This is a genomic window from Phycicoccus sp. Root101 (genome assembly GCF_001426245.1).
Classification (GTDB): Bacteria; Actinomycetota; Actinomycetes; order Actinomycetales; family Dermatophilaceae; genus Pedococcus.
In genome coordinates this window covers 320010-335375 of record NZ_LMCM01000005.1, presented here as the reverse complement: position 1 = coordinate 335375, position 15366 = coordinate 320010, and the positions used below count along the sequence as shown (strand labels likewise).

The window sequence follows — 15366 nt, the reverse complement described above, 5'->3', positions numbered from 1 at the left end:
GAGAAGGGGTCGGGTCGTCGGGTCAGCTGTTGGCAGCCGTCGTGAGGGTCGCGGCCGAGACCACGGCCGTGCCGCCGACCGCTGTCAGGGTCTCGAGCTGCGAGCTGGTCTGCAGGGTGGCGAGGGCGTCGTCACCGAGGGAGGACCCCGGGGTGAGGGCGATGACCCGCTGCAGCGTTCCGGCGACGAGCGAGTCGACGAGCGACTCGTTGCGCCCCGACGTGAGGACGATCTCGGACTGGACCGGCACCCGCGAACGGTAGAAGGACGCGACCGCAGCCGAGACGGCATACCGGTCCGTGCCGCCGAGGCGTGTGACGGTGGTGACGCCGGCACGGCGCAGCTGGTCCTCGACCCCGGTGGCCACCACGGCACTGCCGCCGACGACGCGCGCCGAGGTGGGCTTGAGGGCGGAGAGGGCCGACCACGTGTACGAGCTCAGGCCGCCTGCCGGCGTGAGCAGGATCGGCTCGCGCAGGGCGGAGGCCGGGCCGGAGACGCCGAGCGCGTCCGGCAGTCCCTCGCCACCGGCGACGACGACGGTCGGGGTGGCCCGCCTGGCCTTGATGGCCTTGGCGACGACGGCGGAGGTCTCGAACCGGTTCGAGCCACCGAGCCGGGTCACGGTCAGCCCGCGGCTCCTCAGCTGCGCGGCGACCGCGTCCGACACCACGCCGGCACCGCCGACGACGTAGGCCGTCTTCACCGCGCTGCCGCGGCGGTTCAGCTCCGCGATCGTCGCGGCGGGGAGCTTGGACTGCTGCGTGAGCAGGAGCGGTCCGCCGACCGTGGCCGCGAGCGGCCCGGAGACCGAGGCGTCGACGAGCAGGCCGTCACCGGCCGCCACGACGACGGCGCCGGCCGACGACGTGGTGCGTGCCGCGACGGCAGCAGCGGAGGCGTAGCGGTCCGCCCCCGAGAGGCGGGTCGTGAGGTGGCGGATCATCGTCGAGTTGACCTGGCCCGAGAACGGGGTACCGGAGGCCACCACCGAACGCAGCTGGTCACCGGTGACGGTGCGCACGGTGCCGGCCGTCGACGTGGCGGTCGCCGTGCGCACCCCGCCGTTGGCGGTGCGGTCGGACAGGTCGAGGCGCGCGACGTCGGACAGGCCGAACACGCGGGCGAGCGACGGGGCGCTGGCCACCTGGCGCCACGCCCGTGCGGGGTTGCTGTCCTTGAGGCTCCACGGGTCGGACACGCCGCGCAGGTACGGCAGGGGCGTGCCGCCCCAGACGTCCTCGTTGTTCTCGGTGCGACCGCCCGAGGACGAGGAGAAGAACGCCTGGATGATCGTCCCCTTGGAGCGGGCCACGTAGCCGGTCGCAGACGTGCCCGCGGCGCGGACGGCGTTGCGCCAGTTGGCCCAGTACGGCTGGTTGCCGTTGCCGAGCACGGTCGAGTAGCCGGCGTAGACCTGGTCCGCCGTCGTGTCGTAGAGGTGGCAGTCGCAGGATGCGCGCACGGTGCCGCCCAGCGCCTGGTACTTGCTGAGGGCGTAGCCGCGAGCCGCGGCGGCCTGGGCCTTGAGGGCCTCGAGGTTCCACGACCACGGGCTCTCGGCGATGTAGTCGAGGTACTCGTCGTGCAGCCGGACCCGGTTCACGACGTTCCAGCTGCTGGTGCCGTAGGGCTTCATCCGGACGGTGCCGTCGCGGTAGAGCGTGCCGCCGATCTTCATCAGCGTCTTGTCGTTCATGCCGGGGAGGCTGTCCCACCGCAGGATGGCGGTCGTGCCGGCCAGGGAGGACACCCCGGTGCAGGACGAGCAGCTCGCCTTGATGGTGTCGCCGACCCGACTGAACGACACGGCGTCGCCCAGCGCACCGGTGATGGTCCGGGAGTCCCCTGCGACCGTGACGGTGAACGCACCGCCGCCGTTGCCGGCCGCCACGAGCGACGGGACAGCGGTCACGGTGCTCGACCCTGACACCTGGTTGAGGATGTTGACGTCCAGGGTCTGGCTGTCGCTGACGGCGTCGTACGTGGTGCCCGTGTAGTAGTGCTTGAGGATCTGGGGGGCCGTGTAGCCCGCCCTGGCCATCTCGAACGCGCCGTACTGGCTCATGCCGATCCCGTGGCCCCAGCCGGCGCCGCGCAGCACCCATGAGGAGGCGGCCGCTGCGGAGGACCTGGCCGTCGCAGCGCGACGCTCGTCCTGGGCGACGGCGGCCGAGGCCTCGGCACCGGAGACGGTCGGCGCGGACGCGTCGGGCGCGGGTCCGTCGGGGTTCCCGTCGGTCGGGCTCTCCGTGAACGTCGGCCGCGGCTGGTTGGCACCCCACTGCGGGTCCGGGGCGTTCCCCGCGGCAGCGGCGCCCGTGGGCACGGCCAGGCCGAGGGCCACGGCACCGACGGCCGTGGTGGCGAGGAAGCGGACGGCACGCCGTCGCGTCGTTCGGAACACGGGAGGTGTCCTCTCACTCTCAGAGTCTGCGAAGGGGGGTGGGCAGCCCGACGAATCGGGCACCAGCCCCCACAGTCACACATCGGTCGCCGTCGTCCCGGTCTGAGGGGAACCACGTGGCCGTTTCGTTACGCACCCCGCAGCGCCGGCCTCCACGGCAATTCTCCTCCCACCCGCCCGCGCCTGACCAGCACCGCCCGGGCGGCCCACTAGGCTGGCCGACGATGAACGACGACGTCTGGCTGGTCATCCCGCTCTACAACGAGGCCCAGGTCATCGGCGACGTGGTGGCCACCGCCAGGGCGGTCTTCCCCCATGTCGTCTGCGTCGACGACGGTTCGTCCGACGCCAGCGCGGCGGTCGCCGAGGCGGCCGGTGCCGTCGTGGTGCGCCACCCCATCAACCTCGGGCAGGGCGCGGCCCTCCAGACCGGCTTCACCTACGCCCTGGGCGACCCCGGTATGCGGTGGGTCGTCACCTTCGACGCCGACGGCCAGCACCAGGTCTCGGACGTCGTGGCCATGCTCGAGAAGGCCCGGGCCGAGTCGCTCGAGGTCGTGTTCGGCTCCCGCTTCCTCGACGACCGCACCCAGGCGTCCGTGCTCAAGAAGATCGTCCTGCGGGCAGCGGTGGGCTACACCAACCTCACCACCAAGACCCGCCTCACCGACGCCCACAACGGCCTCCGGCTCCTGTCCCGGGGCGTGGTCGAGCGGATCGACATCACGCAGAACCGGATGGCGCACGCCTCCGAGCTCGTCGCGCAGATCGGTGACCTGGACGTCCGCTACGGCGAGAGCCCGGTGCACATCCTCTACACCGACTACTCCAAGGCCAAGGGCCAGTCGATCTGGAACGCCGTCAACATCCTCGTGGAGCTGATCCTCCGATGACCAACCTCGTGCTGATCCAGGTCGTGCTGATGGTCGCCGTGCTGGCGTTCGTCGCCCGGCTGTTCCGCAGCAACGGCGCCCGCGCCCAGGCGATCCGCCGGCTCGGCCTCCTGCTCTTCGCCGCGTTCGCCGTCGTGTCGATCCTCATCCCGAACGTCTGGAACCGCATCGCCCACGTCGTCGGCGTCGGCCGTGGCACCGACATGGTGCTCTACGCGCTCGTGGTGGCGTTCCTCAGCTTCACCGTGACGACCTACCTGCGCTTCCGCGACCTCGAGACGCGCTACACGCGACTGGCCCGACGGCTCGCCCTGGACGAGGCGGAGCGCGACTTCCCGCAGGAGCAGGTTCGCACGACCGGCGCGCCGGACTCCCCGACCGACGGGGCCCCAACGGCCTGACTCGCGGCCCGACTCGCGGCCCACCACGGTCCCAGCGGCGGACCGCGCAGGACCGCCGCCGTCTCAGGGCGCGATCTTGGCGATGTGCTCGATCAGCCCGGTCGTCGACACCGACGGCGTGCGGGGCAGGTAGACGACCTCGCACACGTCGCTGACCCAGTCGAACTTGCCGGCCCAGTCGTCGCCCATGACCAGCACCGACGCCCCGTGCTCGAGGATGTAGTCGCGCTTCTTCTCCAGCGACTCCTCGACGAACACCTCGTCGACCACCTTCAGGCTGCTGATGATCTCGACCCGCTCGTCCTGGTCGAACACCGGGTTGCGGCCCTTCTTGGCCATGTTGAGCGCGTCCGCCGACACCCCGACGACGAGCCGGTCACCGAACTCGGCCGCCCGCTTGAGGACGCGGATGTGCCCGACGTGCAGCACGTCGAAGGTGCCGAACGTGATGACGGTGCGGTTGCTCAACAAAAGCTCCTCGTATGGCGTCGCGGCGTGGCCGTCGTGGTGGTGCGCTGCGCCGAGGCTACCGTCCGGCCACGGCGGCGGCGGCATCGTGGGCGGCGTCCAGCATGGTGGTCGTGGACAGGCCCTCACCCGTGCTGGCCGGTCCCCCCTCGACCAGGGACTGCGCGAGCGAGGCCGCGTCCAGGGGGGAGAGCTCGACCCCGAGGGGGCGGGGGCAGGTGTCGCTGGCGACCACGCGGGCACCGGCCGCGAGCGCCTCCCGGACGATCACCGAGTCGCCGTCCCAGGCGGTGGGGCGCAGGAAGACGCCGCTGGAGGCGAGCACGTGCGCCACCTCGGGTGCCGGGGCGTCGAAGGTGAGCGTGACCCACGGCTCCCGTGCGACCAGCTGACGCAGCTCGGCCAGCCGGTCGCCGTCGTGCCCGTAGGCGAGCACGCGGAGGGTGGCATCGGGCCACGAGCCCGAGCGCACCCGGCGGACCGCCTCGACGGCGAGGTCGGCGTGGTAGTGCTCGAGCCCGGCGTTCGTGGCGACCACGACGGCGTGTGGGTCACGCGCGGGCGCGACGGCTGGGACAGCGTGAGGAGAGGGGACGTAGGGCGTGACCACGCGGACCCGCCCGCGGAGCCCAGCGGGCAGGACCTCGCGGATCTCGTCGTTGACGGCCCAGATCTGGTCGTAGGCGTGCAGGGCGACGCGCAGCACCGCAGCGCCTGCCGGTCCGAGCCTGCGCACCTGGCCCAGGGTGGAGCCGGAGTGCAGGACGAGGACGGTCGTACCCGGTAGCACCGCGAACACCGGCGCGAGGACCATGGCCCGCCACAGCCTGGTGATGTGGAACAGGTGGAGGGACCGGCGGGCCCAGACCGATGGCAGCGCTCGCAGCGCGCGGCGGGGCGAGCCGGTGTCGACGTAGCGGACGACGGACCCCTCGGAGCGCAGCGTCGCCGTGAGCTGCCGGTGGCTGGCGTGCACGCCACCGACCTCACCGTGCTCCTGGGCCCACTGCAGCACCCGCACCGGTCCGCGGGTCGTCACGGTCAGTCCAGCCTCGAGCTCGTGAGGACCCCGAGCAGGTGGCCACCCGCGGTCACCAAGGCCAGCGGCACCATGACGACGACGAGCACCTGGGTGCCGAGGAGGTCGCCGTGGGCGATGTCGACGACCCCGGCGACCAGCGCGAGGAGCGAGGCCTCGACGGCGACGAAGGCCCGGAAGATCGGCAGGTAGCCCATCGCCCTGCGGACGGCGGCGAGGCCGGACACCTTGGACCGCGTGGTGGCCGCGACGTCCTCCAGCATGGGGCGACCGGTCTTGGCGCGCGCCACGTGCACGAGGTCGGTGAAGGCCTTGTTGACCAGCACGACGACCGACACGAGGAGCCCGAGGACGGTCCAGCCGCCGACGTCGAGCGGGTGGGCGAGCGACCAACCGTCGGCGCGCAGGCCGAGGAAGGCCGGGATCGCGGCCTCCGTCAGGTAGTGGCCGATCCGGTCGAGGTAGATCCCGGCCGGCGAGAACCGCTGGCGCCACCGGGCCACCTCGCCGTCGCTGCAGTCGAGAAGGATCTGCAGCTGCATCGCCACGACGCACACCAGTGGGCCGACGACTCCCGGCAGCGGCAGGGCAAGAGCCCCGAGCACGCCCACGGCGATCATCAGCCAGGTGACGCCGTTCGGGGAGATCCGGGTCGGCAGCAGCACCCGGGTCGCGTAGATGGACAGGTGCCGGATGTACAGGGCCCCGGCCCAGTGCTCGGCGTTGTAGCGGGCGATGTGCTCCGGGGGCTGCGCCACGGCCTTGAGCTGGGTGATCGTGGGCCGGTCGTCGGAGGGGTCGTGGGCGAGCTGGCTCATGCCGGCGATCCTGTTCGCAGGGGGTCGGGCTGGGCGGCGATCCACCGACGCCAGCCGAGGAAGGACTCGGTGAGGTAGACGGCGGCGAGCGCGACCGCCGACACCCACAGGAGGGGGACGACCGCCCCGGGGGCGAGCAGGGCCACGAGGAGCATGACGACGAGACGTCCGTCGGTGCCCAGGCCTGCCACCGCCACCCACGAGGCGGGTGGTGTGCCGGTGTCGCGGAGCCGGTAGACGACGTCGTAGCGGTGGTAGGCGATGGCGGCGACATACGCGAACGCGGCGGCCGACCAGGAGTCGAGGGTGTGGTGGACGAGGACGCCGACGGTGAGGGCCTCCGCCACCCACAGGGCGGCCGGGGCCTGCCAGGCGAGGCGGTGGTGCACCGGCGGCTGCCAGGCCGCGGCGACCGCCACGAACCCGGCCACGGCGACGAAGAGGCCGACGCCTACGTGCCCCGACCAGACGACCCACGGCACGGCGACGACGAGCACGACCGCCCCCAGCAGGCCGACGAGGAACGGCGCCCGCAGTGCGCGCGAGACGGCCACCGCCAGCGGTCCGAGGTCCAGCTGCTCGTCGAGGTCACCGCGTCCGGTCGCCTGCTCCACGGAGGCCCAGGTCCGGTCGCGGCCCGCGAGGACCGCGGCCACCCGACCGCCCTGGGTCCACGCCACGGCCACCGCGACGGCGACGGTCAGGACCCACAGGACGAGCATCGGCCGGTGCGTCAGCAGGGTCAGGGAGATCAGGAGGTAGCGCTCCGCGATGGGCATGTGGACCACCTTCTTGGTCCAGTGCACCACCTGCGTCCGGGTGCTCGGGGGTGGAGCGAAGGTCGTGCGCGCCCCCTGCGGACCGAGGTCGCGGGGCACGTCGACCGGCAGCAGGTCGGGCCGGCTGCGTCGCGAACCCCTCAGCCGGTGCTCGTACGCGTAGTCCTCGAGGTGGCGCAGCGTCACCACGGCCATCGCCGCGAGCGCCACCGGCCAGCCGTCCGAGCCCTGGCGGACCGCGACCGCTGCGACGGCGGCCAGGACGGCGTACTCCTTGACGCGGTCGCCGACTGCGTCGAGGAAGGCCCCGAGCGGGCTGAACCGGCGGGTGAAGCGCGCGATCTCGCCGTCCACGCAGTCGACGACGAGCGCCACGAGGAGCAGCACCGCGGCGACGACCCAGGCCCACCAGGCTCCGGTCGCCACGAGCAGCGCGGCGACCAGGCCGAAGGCGAGCGAGACGACCGTGACGACGTTCGGGGTCCACCCGTGGGCCAGGCCCACCCCGGTGAGCCGCCTCGAGAGGGGGCGCACGGCATACGTGGAGAAGAAGCCGTCACCACCGCGGGAGGCGCCGCGGAGGCGTTGCCGCCACGGCTCCCCCGCCGCCCCGACGGCGCGCACCCCCGGGCGCGACCAGTCGAACGGCCCGAGCGGGCCGGCCTGCACGGTGAGCCCGCCCCGGACGAGGACGAGGGTGGCGACGGCCACCGCGTCGGACCCCCACCCGTCGGCCGACGAGGCTGCGGCGCGAAGGAGCCGAGCGGCATCGGCGCGGTCGGGGCCGCTGACCCGCAGGACACCGGGGAGCGCGCGGTTGGGCGCGGTCACCTCGTGCGCCGACGTGCCCACGGACTCGACGAGCTTCCCGTCGTTCCCGATGCGGGCCGGGGTCGCGAGGCCCGCACCCTCCGCGAGTGCGTACGGGTCGGCCACGAGGGCGGCGGTGCGGACCCCGGGGCGGTCCAGCAGGTCGAGGAGGGCCACCGGGGAGATGGCGAGGTCGTGGGCCGCGACGACGGCCGGTGCGTCACCGGTGCGGGCGAGCGCGTCGGCCAGGCCGGTGAGCTGGGCCGACAAGGGGCCGCCGAGGACCACCGGGGGGTTCGAGATGCCGAGCAGGGCGAGGGTCTGCGTGATGGCCGACCCACCGTCGCCGCCGAGGACGACCACGTTCGCACCGGCGCTCAGGCCGTGGACCGCCCGGGCCGTCGCGTTGCCGACGGTGGGCTCGGCGGGCTGAACGCGCTCGGTGCCGGAGGTCACGCCCCGGCGTCCAGGTCGTGGTTGTAGCGGTCGAGGACGTCCTCCATGGGACCGTCCATCGCCAGCTGACCGCGCTTGAGGTAGATCCCGCGGGTGGAGAACCGGCGCAGGTCGCGCTCGGAGTGCGACACGAGGAACAACGTCTTGCCGTCACCCAGCAGGGACTCCATCCGCTGGTAGCACTTCTCGCGGAACGCCCGGTCGCCGACGGCCAGCACCTCGTCCACGAGGATGATCGGCTCGTCGAGCGTGGTGACCACCGCGAACCCGAGCCGGACCTTCATGCCCGAGGAGAAGTGGCGGTAGGGGGTGTCGAGGCCGGCACGCACCTCGGGACCGGCGAAGTCGACGATGTCGTCGAAGCGCTCCTCGATCTCGGCCTTGCCCAGCCCGTGCAGACCCGCCGTGAGGTGGATGTTGTCGCGGGCCGACAGCTCGCCGAGGAAGCCACCGGTCAGCTCGATGAGCGGCGCGACCCCGCCACGCACCTCCACCGAGCCCTCGTCGGGCAACAGCACGCCGGCGATCATCTTCAACAGCGTGCTCTTGCCACCGCCGTTGCCGCCGACGAGGCCGACGGCGTCACCGGCGTGGATGTCGAAGCTGATGTTCCGCAGCGCCCAGAACGTCTGCTTCGTGGCACCGCTGCGACCGTGGAAAAGCATCTCGCGAAGCTGCATGCGCCGACGCCGGGAGCGGTAGAACTCGATCCCGAGGTCGCGCACGGAGATGACGGGCTCGGAGCCGGCGGACCCGGAGCTGAGGGGCTGGGCGTCGTGGGCAGCCATCAGATCTCCTTCAGCACGGCGCGCTCGAGGCGCGAGAAGACGGCGAACCCCGCGACCAGCAGGGCGAACGACACCACGACCGACGTCCCGATCGCCCCCCAGAGGATGGGGAACCGGTCGTGCCGGAACAGCCCGGCCCGCATGATCTCGAGGATCCCGGCGAGGGGGTTGAGCCAGGTGACCTTGTCGTAGGGCGCGGGCACGAGGTGTCCGGCGTAGACCACCGGGGTCGCGTAGAACATCACCCGGGTGGCGATGCGCACGACCCGCTGGGTGTCGGTCACCAGGGCGGTCACCGGCGCGAGGATCAGGCCGATGCCGGTCAGGGCGACGGCCTGCAGGACGATCGCGAGCGGGAACAGCAGCACCCACCAGTTGACGTGCAGCTGGCCCTTGACGAGGTAGACGATGCTGAAGAACACCAGGACCGGCAGCGACAGCAGGTACTCGATCCCCTTGGACAGCACCACCCGCAGCACCCACATCTCGCGCGGGAGGTTGGTGGAGCGCACGAGCTTGGACTCCTGGATCAGCGCGCGCGACGTGTCGGTCAGGCAGCCCGAGAACCACTGCCAGGACAGCAGGCCGATGACGAGGAACATGAAGTACGGCTCGTGCCCGAGGTTGTTGCGCTTGAGGATGAAGACGAAGACGACGAAGTAGACCGACGACATCAGGAGCGGGTCGAGGATCGTCCAGAGGTACCCGAGGACGCTGCGGGAGTAGCGGACCCGCAGGTCGCGGATCACGAGCGTCCACAGCACGCTGCGCCGGGCCAGGATCGCCTGGGTTCGCGTGATCAGCTTCATGGGTCCTTGCCTGTCGTGGGGTGCCTGCCCGCCTCGCCTGCCGGTGGGCATCATCTCGCGTCGGCCCGACGACCGAGGGTACGCCACCCCGGTATCCTCGGCGCAGCCCGGTGGAGAGCCGGGACGACCCCCGCGACCGACGAACGGACACCATGACTCGACTGGCATCGGCCCTGCGCAGGAGCGAGGTCCTGGTCAGCCTCCTGTGGGTGCTCAGCTCGGCGGTGATGCTGCTGGCGGCGCTGGCCGAGCAGGGTTGGCTCCTGGGGGCGGCCCTGGTCGTCAACTACGTCACGGACGCCTCGTTCTACCGGGTCGACCCGCGGGCCGTCATCTGGTTCAACGAGCGCGAGATGGCCCCGCCGCACCGGCACCTCTTCCGCGAGGCCGTCGCCTTCCTGGGCTGGGCCCTGATCACCCACCCCTCCCCGCTCGCGGTGACCGCGGCGCTCACCGCGGTGGTCGTCGTCCACGCCGGCCACGCGGCATACCGGGTGGTGGGGGCCCGCAACAGGCGTATGCGGCGCGGCCGGGTCTGGTGGCGCGGCCTGGACGTCGACGGGGCCGACAGCGGCCCGCAGATCCTGCCCACCACGCTCCCTCGCCTCTGGACCGTCTCGGGTGCGCGGTTCGCCCTCCACGTGGACGTGCCGCTCGTCGTCGGGCTGTGGCTGTCGTGGACCCTCGACGCGACGTGGCCGGTGTGGGTGGCCCTGCTCCTCGTCGTGGCCGGCGCGGTGTTCGTCATCCAGCGCGGGCTCGCCCGGCGTCGCCTGGTCGGCCGGCTGGCCACCCCCGCCCACGAGAAGGCCAGGGTCCTCGCAGCCCTGCAGGAGCTCGCCCCCGAGGTCGTCGTGTACTTCAGCGGCGGCCCCGACACCACCTACCAGCTCAACGTCTGGCTCGAGACGATCGACCGCATCGAGCAGCCCACGGTGATCTTCATCCGCGAGAGCCGCCACCTCGAGGACCTGCTGCCCACGAGCACCCCGGTGCTGGTGCTGCCCCGCGCGCAGGACATCGAGGCCTTCCAGCTGCCGTCGATGCGGGTGGCGCTCTACCCGACGACGGTCATCAAGAACAACCACATGATCCGGCTGCGCGGCCTGCGCCACGTCTTCATCAACCACGGTGACGGCGACAAGTCGGTGACCTACAGCCCGCTGCACCGGGTGTTCGACGAGATCTGGGTGGCCGGCGAGGCCGCCCGCGACCGCTACCTGCAGCGCGGCGAGGGCGTGCGGCCCGACCAGCTCGTCACCGTCGGCCGCCCGCAGCTCGCGCACATCGAGGCCGTCCCCGACGGCGCGCAGCAGGCCTCTCCCCTGACGGTGCTGTACGCCCCGACCTGGGAGGGAAACTTCGAAGGGGTCAACTACTCCTCGGTGGCGCCCATGGGCGAGCGGATCGTCGACGCGCTGCTCGCGTCCGACCGCGACATCCGCGTGCTGTTCAAGGCGCACCCCGCCACCGGCACCCGGCTGGAGAAGGCCGCCACCGCGCGGGCCGCGATCGAGCGCCGCCTGTCCTCCGGCCCCCACCAGGTCGTCGGCACCGAACCGGACGCGCTCTACCGTGCGTTCAACGAGGCCGACGTCCTCGTCGCCGACATCTCCAGCGTCGTCGCCGACTTCCTCGCCTCCCGCAAGCCCTACCTCGTGACCAACCCCGAGGACGTCCCGCTGGCCCGGTTCCACGCGGAGTTCCCCAGCACCGCCGGGGGCGGGGTCATCGGTCGAGACGTCTCCGGCCTCCTCGCGGCGATCGAGGACGCCGCCGGACCCGACACCCTGCGACCCCGCCGGCTCGAGCTCGCGACGTACTTCCTCGGCGAACCCGTCGCCGACCCCATCGCCCGGTTCACCGACGAGGTCACCCGGGCCATCGGCCGCAGCGACCGGGCCCTCGACCGGGCGGTCGAGGCAGCCCAGGTCCAGGCGATCGAGGCCGAGGCCGTGGAGTCCCAGGCCGTGGAGTCCCAGGCCGTGGAGACCGAGGCCGTTCGGACCCAGGCCGTCCAGGAGGACGCGTGAAGACCTACCTGCCCGTCATCGGGGTGCTCGGTGCCGGGTTCGCCCTGCTCGCCGCCGCCCTGCCCCTCGCCGGTTCCCACCCGCTGCTCGCGGCGGTGGTGTTCGTCCTCGGCACGCTCGTCGGTCTCCTCGGCGAGGCCGTGGTGCGCCAGCGAGCGGCCGTCGCCCGCGCGCTCGAGGGTTTCGGGGCCGGCCTGACCGTCCGGACCGGAGTGCGCGGCCTGCTGCTGGGGGGCCTGGCCGTCGCGGCGTTCGGTGACGACCACGGCACCGTGGTCCTCGTCGCCGTCACCCTCGCCCTGGTGTGGCTCTCGCGCCTGGCCCTGCAGGTCCTCGTCACCGACGCGGTGGCCCACCGGCTCTCGCCGGTCTCGTGGCGCAACCTCGAGGTCCCCGGTGTGGTCCGCAACCCTCCCCTGGCACCTGCGCTCCTGGGCGAGGGACAGCGGTGGATCTCGGCGGCCACCCTCGCCATGGTCGTGGGCGTGGTGGTCCCCCTCGCGGACGGGCCCCGCGCCGCCATCGCGATCGCCTCGGCGGTCGCAGGAGTGGTGTGCGTGCTGTTCGTCGTGCTGGCCCTGGTCGACGCCCTGCGGGCGCGGAACGACACCCCCCACGAGAAGACGGTCGACCTGCTCGCCGACGCCCTGCGCGACCTCTCCCCCGAGGCGCTCTTCTACTACAGCCGGCCCGAGGCCATCGGCTACATCGCCAACGTGTGGATGCCGACCCTGGAGCTGGTCGACCGCAGGGTCGTCGTGCTGGTGCGTGAGCCGTGGAACGAGCCCCTGGTGTCCACCGACACCCTGCCGGTCGTCATGGTGAGCCGACCCGGCGACATCGAGCGGGTCGTGCCGCCCTCGGTCCGCATCGCGCTCTACCCGTCCAACGTCGCGACGAACAACCACCTCCTGCGCCTGCCCGGCATCGTCGACGTGTTCGTCGGGCACGGTGACAGCGACAAGGGCGGCAGCGCCACGGTCCTCACCCGCATCTTCGACGAGGCGTGGGTCAGCGGCCCCGCCGCTCGCGACCGCTACCGCATCGCCGACGTCGGCGTCCGCGACGAGCAGGTGCGCGAGATCGGCCGACCCCAGCTGGCCGAGATCCACCGGGTCGCCGCCCCGCTCGCCGAGGACCACCACGGCGACGACGGGCAGAGCGAGTGGGACTACACCGTTCTCTACGCCCCCACGCGTGAGGGCTTCTTCGCCGAGTGGGAGTACTCCTCCATCCTCAGCCAGGGGCGGGTCCTGCTCGAGACGCTGCTGGCCGTGCCGGGCGTCAGGGTGCTGTTCAAGCCACACCCGGGCACCGGGACCGACGACCCGGCGTTCGGGGACGAGGTGGACTCGCTCAAGGACCTGGTCGCCGCGGCCGGCCATCCGCACGAGGTCGTCACCGGTTCCGAGGGGCTGTACAGCGCCTTCAACCGCGCCGACCTGCTCGTGAGCGACATCTCCAGCGTCATCACGGACTTCCTGGCCTCCGGCAAGCCGTATGTCGTCACGCACTTCGGGACCACCAGCGCCGAACAGTTCCGCCTCGAGTTCCCTTCGGCCGCAGGCGCGTACGTGCTCATGGGTGACGGCAGCGACATCGCCGGGTTCGTGCAGGACGCCCGCGAGTCGGACTCGCTGAGCGAGGACCGGACCCGCACGCGGGCCTACCTGCTCGGCGACCAGTCGGAGGACCCGGTCGCCCGGTTCGACCGCGCCTTCGACGAGGCCGTCAGCACGTGGGGGCGCCCCGTCGTCAGCCCTTGAGGGAACGGCGCACCCGCGCGGCGAGACCGGTCAGCCGCTCCGTCGTGGTCGGCCCGGCCGTGGCCCGACGGGACGAGACGCCGAAGGGTGACACGACGACGACCTCGAGCAGCCGCACGGCCCCCCAGGGCCCGGGCGCCGACAGCGTCAGCTCGTAGGTGCCAGGACGCAACGACTCGCCCTCGGGGGCGGAGGCCACCCAGGTCTGGCCGCCGGTCACCACCGGCCACGACGTGCGGTGGCCGTCCGCCCGGCGCAGGCCCAGCGTGCCCTTGCCACCGTCCTGCGCGAGGTGCACGTTCGGCGCCAGCTCCACCCGCGTCCGCGATGCGGAGCGCACCGAGGTGCGCGCGATGAGGACCCGGGCGCGGTCCTTGGGGATGTCCACGTTGAGGCTGAGGTTGCCGTGCGGGTCGGTGTCGAACCGCTCGACGAGGCGTCCGCCCGGCTCCGCGAAGAGGTCGGGGACGACGATGCCGTCGCGCCGGTCGGCGCCCAGTCGCTGCTGGCGGGCCCAGCCGAAGACACCGAGCCGCAGGTAGAAGTCCTGCTTGCCCTCGCGCAGCGCCCGGCCAGCGGCTGCCCTGGCCGGGTCGACGGTCGCGGTGCCCCGCCAGACCACCTCCTGCCCGGCGCCGGACTGCTCCAGCGTCACCTCGAGCGGCTGCGGCAGGTACCACTCGTCGCGCAGCTCCCGGTGGCGCAGCACGACGTCGCCGTACGCCGCGTCGAGCTGGTCGTCGACGCGCCGCTCGTCGTCGGTGCACGCGGTGCCGACGACGGCGCGGGGCAGGAACAGCCGGCCGTCACGGGCCTCGAGCACCAGCGGCTTGCCACGGTGGGTCAGCCGCACCTCGACGTCGAGCTCGAAGGACGAGCCGGCCCAGCGCATCCCGGTGAGGACCGCAGCGGCCTTGACCGCGTTGTACTCGCGGGCCAGGTCCATGATCTGCTCGCGGTCACCGGCGCGGACGATGCCGGCCCGCACCCGCATGGCCGCACCCATACCGGCGTCGACGGAGGCGGGGAACCGCTCCTCGAGGAGCGCGCGGACCTCGCGCAGCAGGGCGTCGAAGTACTCCTCCGGGTGCTTGAGCACCTTGCCCCCGCCGAGGCGCCCGAGCAGCTCGACCCGCAGGAAGCGGCGGTAGAAGTGGTCACGCTCCTCGCCCGGCTGGGTGTGCGCGTCGACGACGTCGAGCACCTCGCGGAGGTTGCCGTAGTAGACGGCCGGGTCGAACCGCTTGGACCCGGCGTTGCCCCCGTCGGGACGGCGCAGGTAGCGGTAGCAGACGTAGTCGCCGACGATCGTCGCGGCGGAGGCGGCGAAGTAGGCCTTCGCCATGTAGAGCTGGTCCTCGAGGCGGCGCGGCCCCTCCGGGTAGCGGATCCCCTTCTCCCGCAGGAAGTCCGCGCGGAACATCTTGTGCGGCGTGAGGCTCTCCATGAGCGGGGCGTCGAAGACGGTGCACGACGGCCGGTGCGTGCGGTAGACCTCGTGGTTGACGCCGCGGAAGTCGCTGATGACCTTGCCGAGCACGACGTCGGCGCCGTTGGCAGCGGCCAGGGTGTGCATCCGCTCGAGCGCCTCGGGCTCCATCGTGTCGTCCTGGTCGACGAACATGACGTAGTCGCCCTTGGCCTGGTCGGCCCCGGTGTTGCGGGGCTTGCCCGGCCAGCCGGAGTTGGGGATCGGGATGACGGTGACCTGCGGGTGCTGGGCCGCCACGGCCTGGAGCTTGGCGAGCGAGTCGTCGGTCGACCCGTCGTCGACGAAGATCAGCTCGAGGTCCTCCGCCGCCATGGTCTGGCCCAGGAGGGACTCGATGCAGGGGTCGATGTACGGGCCCGGGTTGTAGACCGGGACCACGACGCTCACCTTGACGGACACCGTGTACT

General features: G+C 72.4%; 12 protein-coding genes. 4 read left to right on the top strand and 8 right to left on the bottom strand.

Going from position 1 to position 15366, the window contains the following annotated elements; genetic code table 11:
- Window positions 1–22 precede the first annotated feature (22 nt).
- Window positions 23–2407: a SpoIID/LytB domain-containing protein gene (locus tag ASC58_RS06320; protein ID WP_056918704.1), complete on the bottom strand. Its 2385-nt coding sequence runs from the start codon at window positions 2405–2407 to the stop codon at window positions 23–25.
- A 224-nt stretch (window positions 2408–2631) separates the two neighbouring features.
- Between ASC58_RS06320 and ASC58_RS06315 the strand changes: the two genes are divergently transcribed.
- Both ASC58_RS06315 and ASC58_RS06310 read left to right on the top strand, forming a co-directional pair.
- Window positions 2632–3300: a glycosyltransferase family 2 protein gene (locus ASC58_RS06315; protein ID WP_056916843.1), complete on the top strand. Its 669-nt coding sequence runs from the start codon at window positions 2632–2634 to the stop codon at window positions 3298–3300.
- Window positions 3297–3701 (top strand): DUF2304 domain-containing protein, encoded by a 405-nt coding sequence (locus tag ASC58_RS06310; RefSeq protein ID WP_056916842.1) that lies wholly within the window; start codon window positions 3297–3299, stop codon window positions 3699–3701. Before ASC58_RS06315 ends, ASC58_RS06310 begins: the two co-directional genes overlap by 4 nt.
- A 63-nt stretch (window positions 3702–3764) precedes the next feature.
- Here the strand turns inward: ASC58_RS06310 and ASC58_RS06305 are convergent, their stop codons facing one another.
- The 6 genes from ASC58_RS06305 to ASC58_RS06280 are packed head-to-tail and all read right to left on the bottom strand — an operon-like array spanning window position 3765 to window position 9668.
- Window positions 3765–4169 (bottom strand): adenylyltransferase/cytidyltransferase family protein, encoded by a 405-nt coding sequence (locus ASC58_RS06305; protein ID WP_056917470.1) that lies wholly within the window; start codon window positions 4167–4169, stop codon window positions 3765–3767.
- 58 nt (window positions 4170–4227) lie between these two features.
- The gene (locus ASC58_RS06300; RefSeq protein ID WP_056918703.1) at window positions 4228–5208 is read right to left on the bottom strand and encodes a glycosyltransferase; all 981 of its coding nucleotides are present in this window, start codon (window positions 5206–5208) and stop codon (window positions 4228–4230) included.
- A gap of 2 nt (window positions 5209–5210) precedes the next feature.
- Window positions 5211–6026, bottom strand: a complete 816-nt coding sequence (locus ASC58_RS06295; RefSeq protein ID WP_056918702.1) for a CDP-alcohol phosphatidyltransferase family protein — start codon at window positions 6024–6026, stop codon at window positions 5211–5213.
- Complete coding sequence (locus ASC58_RS06290; protein WP_056918701.1) at window positions 6023–8071, bottom strand: DUF5941 domain-containing protein; 2049 nt, start codon at window positions 8069–8071, stop codon at window positions 6023–6025. The genes ASC58_RS06295 and ASC58_RS06290 overlap by 4 nt, the downstream gene beginning before the upstream one ends.
- Window positions 8068–8859 carry an ABC transporter ATP-binding protein gene (locus ASC58_RS06285; RefSeq protein ID WP_056916838.1) on the bottom strand — a complete coding sequence of 264 codons (792 nt, stop codon included), beginning with the start codon at window positions 8857–8859 and terminating at the stop codon, window positions 8068–8070. Before ASC58_RS06285 ends, ASC58_RS06290 begins: the two co-directional genes overlap by 4 nt.
- Window positions 8859–9668, bottom strand: coding sequence for an ABC transporter permease (locus ASC58_RS06280; RefSeq protein ID WP_056916837.1), 810 nt, complete (start codon window positions 9666–9668; stop codon window positions 8859–8861). The genes ASC58_RS06285 and ASC58_RS06280 overlap by 1 nt, the downstream gene beginning before the upstream one ends.
- A gap of 152 nt (window positions 9669–9820) precedes the next feature.
- On the opposite strand from ASC58_RS06280, the gene ASC58_RS06275 reads away from it, so the two are divergent.
- Together ASC58_RS06275 and ASC58_RS06270 are read left to right on the top strand one after the other, a co-directional pair.
- Window positions 9821–11701, top strand: coding sequence for a CDP-glycerol glycerophosphotransferase family protein (locus tag ASC58_RS06275; RefSeq protein WP_056918700.1), 1881 nt, complete (start codon window positions 9821–9823; stop codon window positions 11699–11701).
- Window positions 11698–13467 carry a CDP-glycerol glycerophosphotransferase family protein gene (locus tag ASC58_RS06270; protein ID WP_056918699.1) on the top strand — a complete coding sequence of 590 codons (1770 nt, stop codon included), beginning with the start codon at window positions 11698–11700 and terminating at the stop codon, window positions 13465–13467. Before ASC58_RS06275 ends, ASC58_RS06270 begins: the two co-directional genes overlap by 4 nt.
- Here ASC58_RS06270 and ASC58_RS06265 read toward each other — a convergent pair.
- Complete coding sequence (locus ASC58_RS06265) at window positions 13457–15358, bottom strand: glycosyltransferase family 2 protein (RefSeq protein ID WP_056918698.1); 1902 nt, start codon at window positions 15356–15358, stop codon at window positions 13457–13459. The two genes, ASC58_RS06270 and ASC58_RS06265, sit on opposite strands and share 11 nt — an antisense overlap.
- Window positions 15359–15366 lie beyond the last annotated feature (8 nt).

Coding starts and splice junctions, on each gene's coding strand:
- ASC58_RS06315 (WP_056916843.1), top strand. CDS start 2,632: ATGAACGACGACGTCTGGCTGGTCATCCCGCTCTACAACGAGGCCCAG.
- ASC58_RS06310 (WP_056916842.1), top strand. CDS start 3,297: ATGACCAACCTCGTGCTGATCCAGGTCGTGCTGATGGTCGCCGTGCTG.
- ASC58_RS06295 (WP_056918702.1), bottom strand. CDS start 6,026: ATGAGCCAGCTCGCCCACGACCCCTCCGACGACCGGCCCACGATCACC.
- ASC58_RS06285 (WP_056916838.1), bottom strand. CDS start 8,859: ATGGCTGCCCACGACGCCCAGCCCCTCAGCTCCGGGTCCGCCGGCTCC.
- ASC58_RS06280 (WP_056916837.1), bottom strand. CDS start 9,668: ATGAAGCTGATCACGCGAACCCAGGCGATCCTGGCCCGGCGCAGCGTG.
- ASC58_RS06275 (WP_056918700.1), top strand. CDS start 9,821: ATGACTCGACTGGCATCGGCCCTGCGCAGGAGCGAGGTCCTGGTCAGC.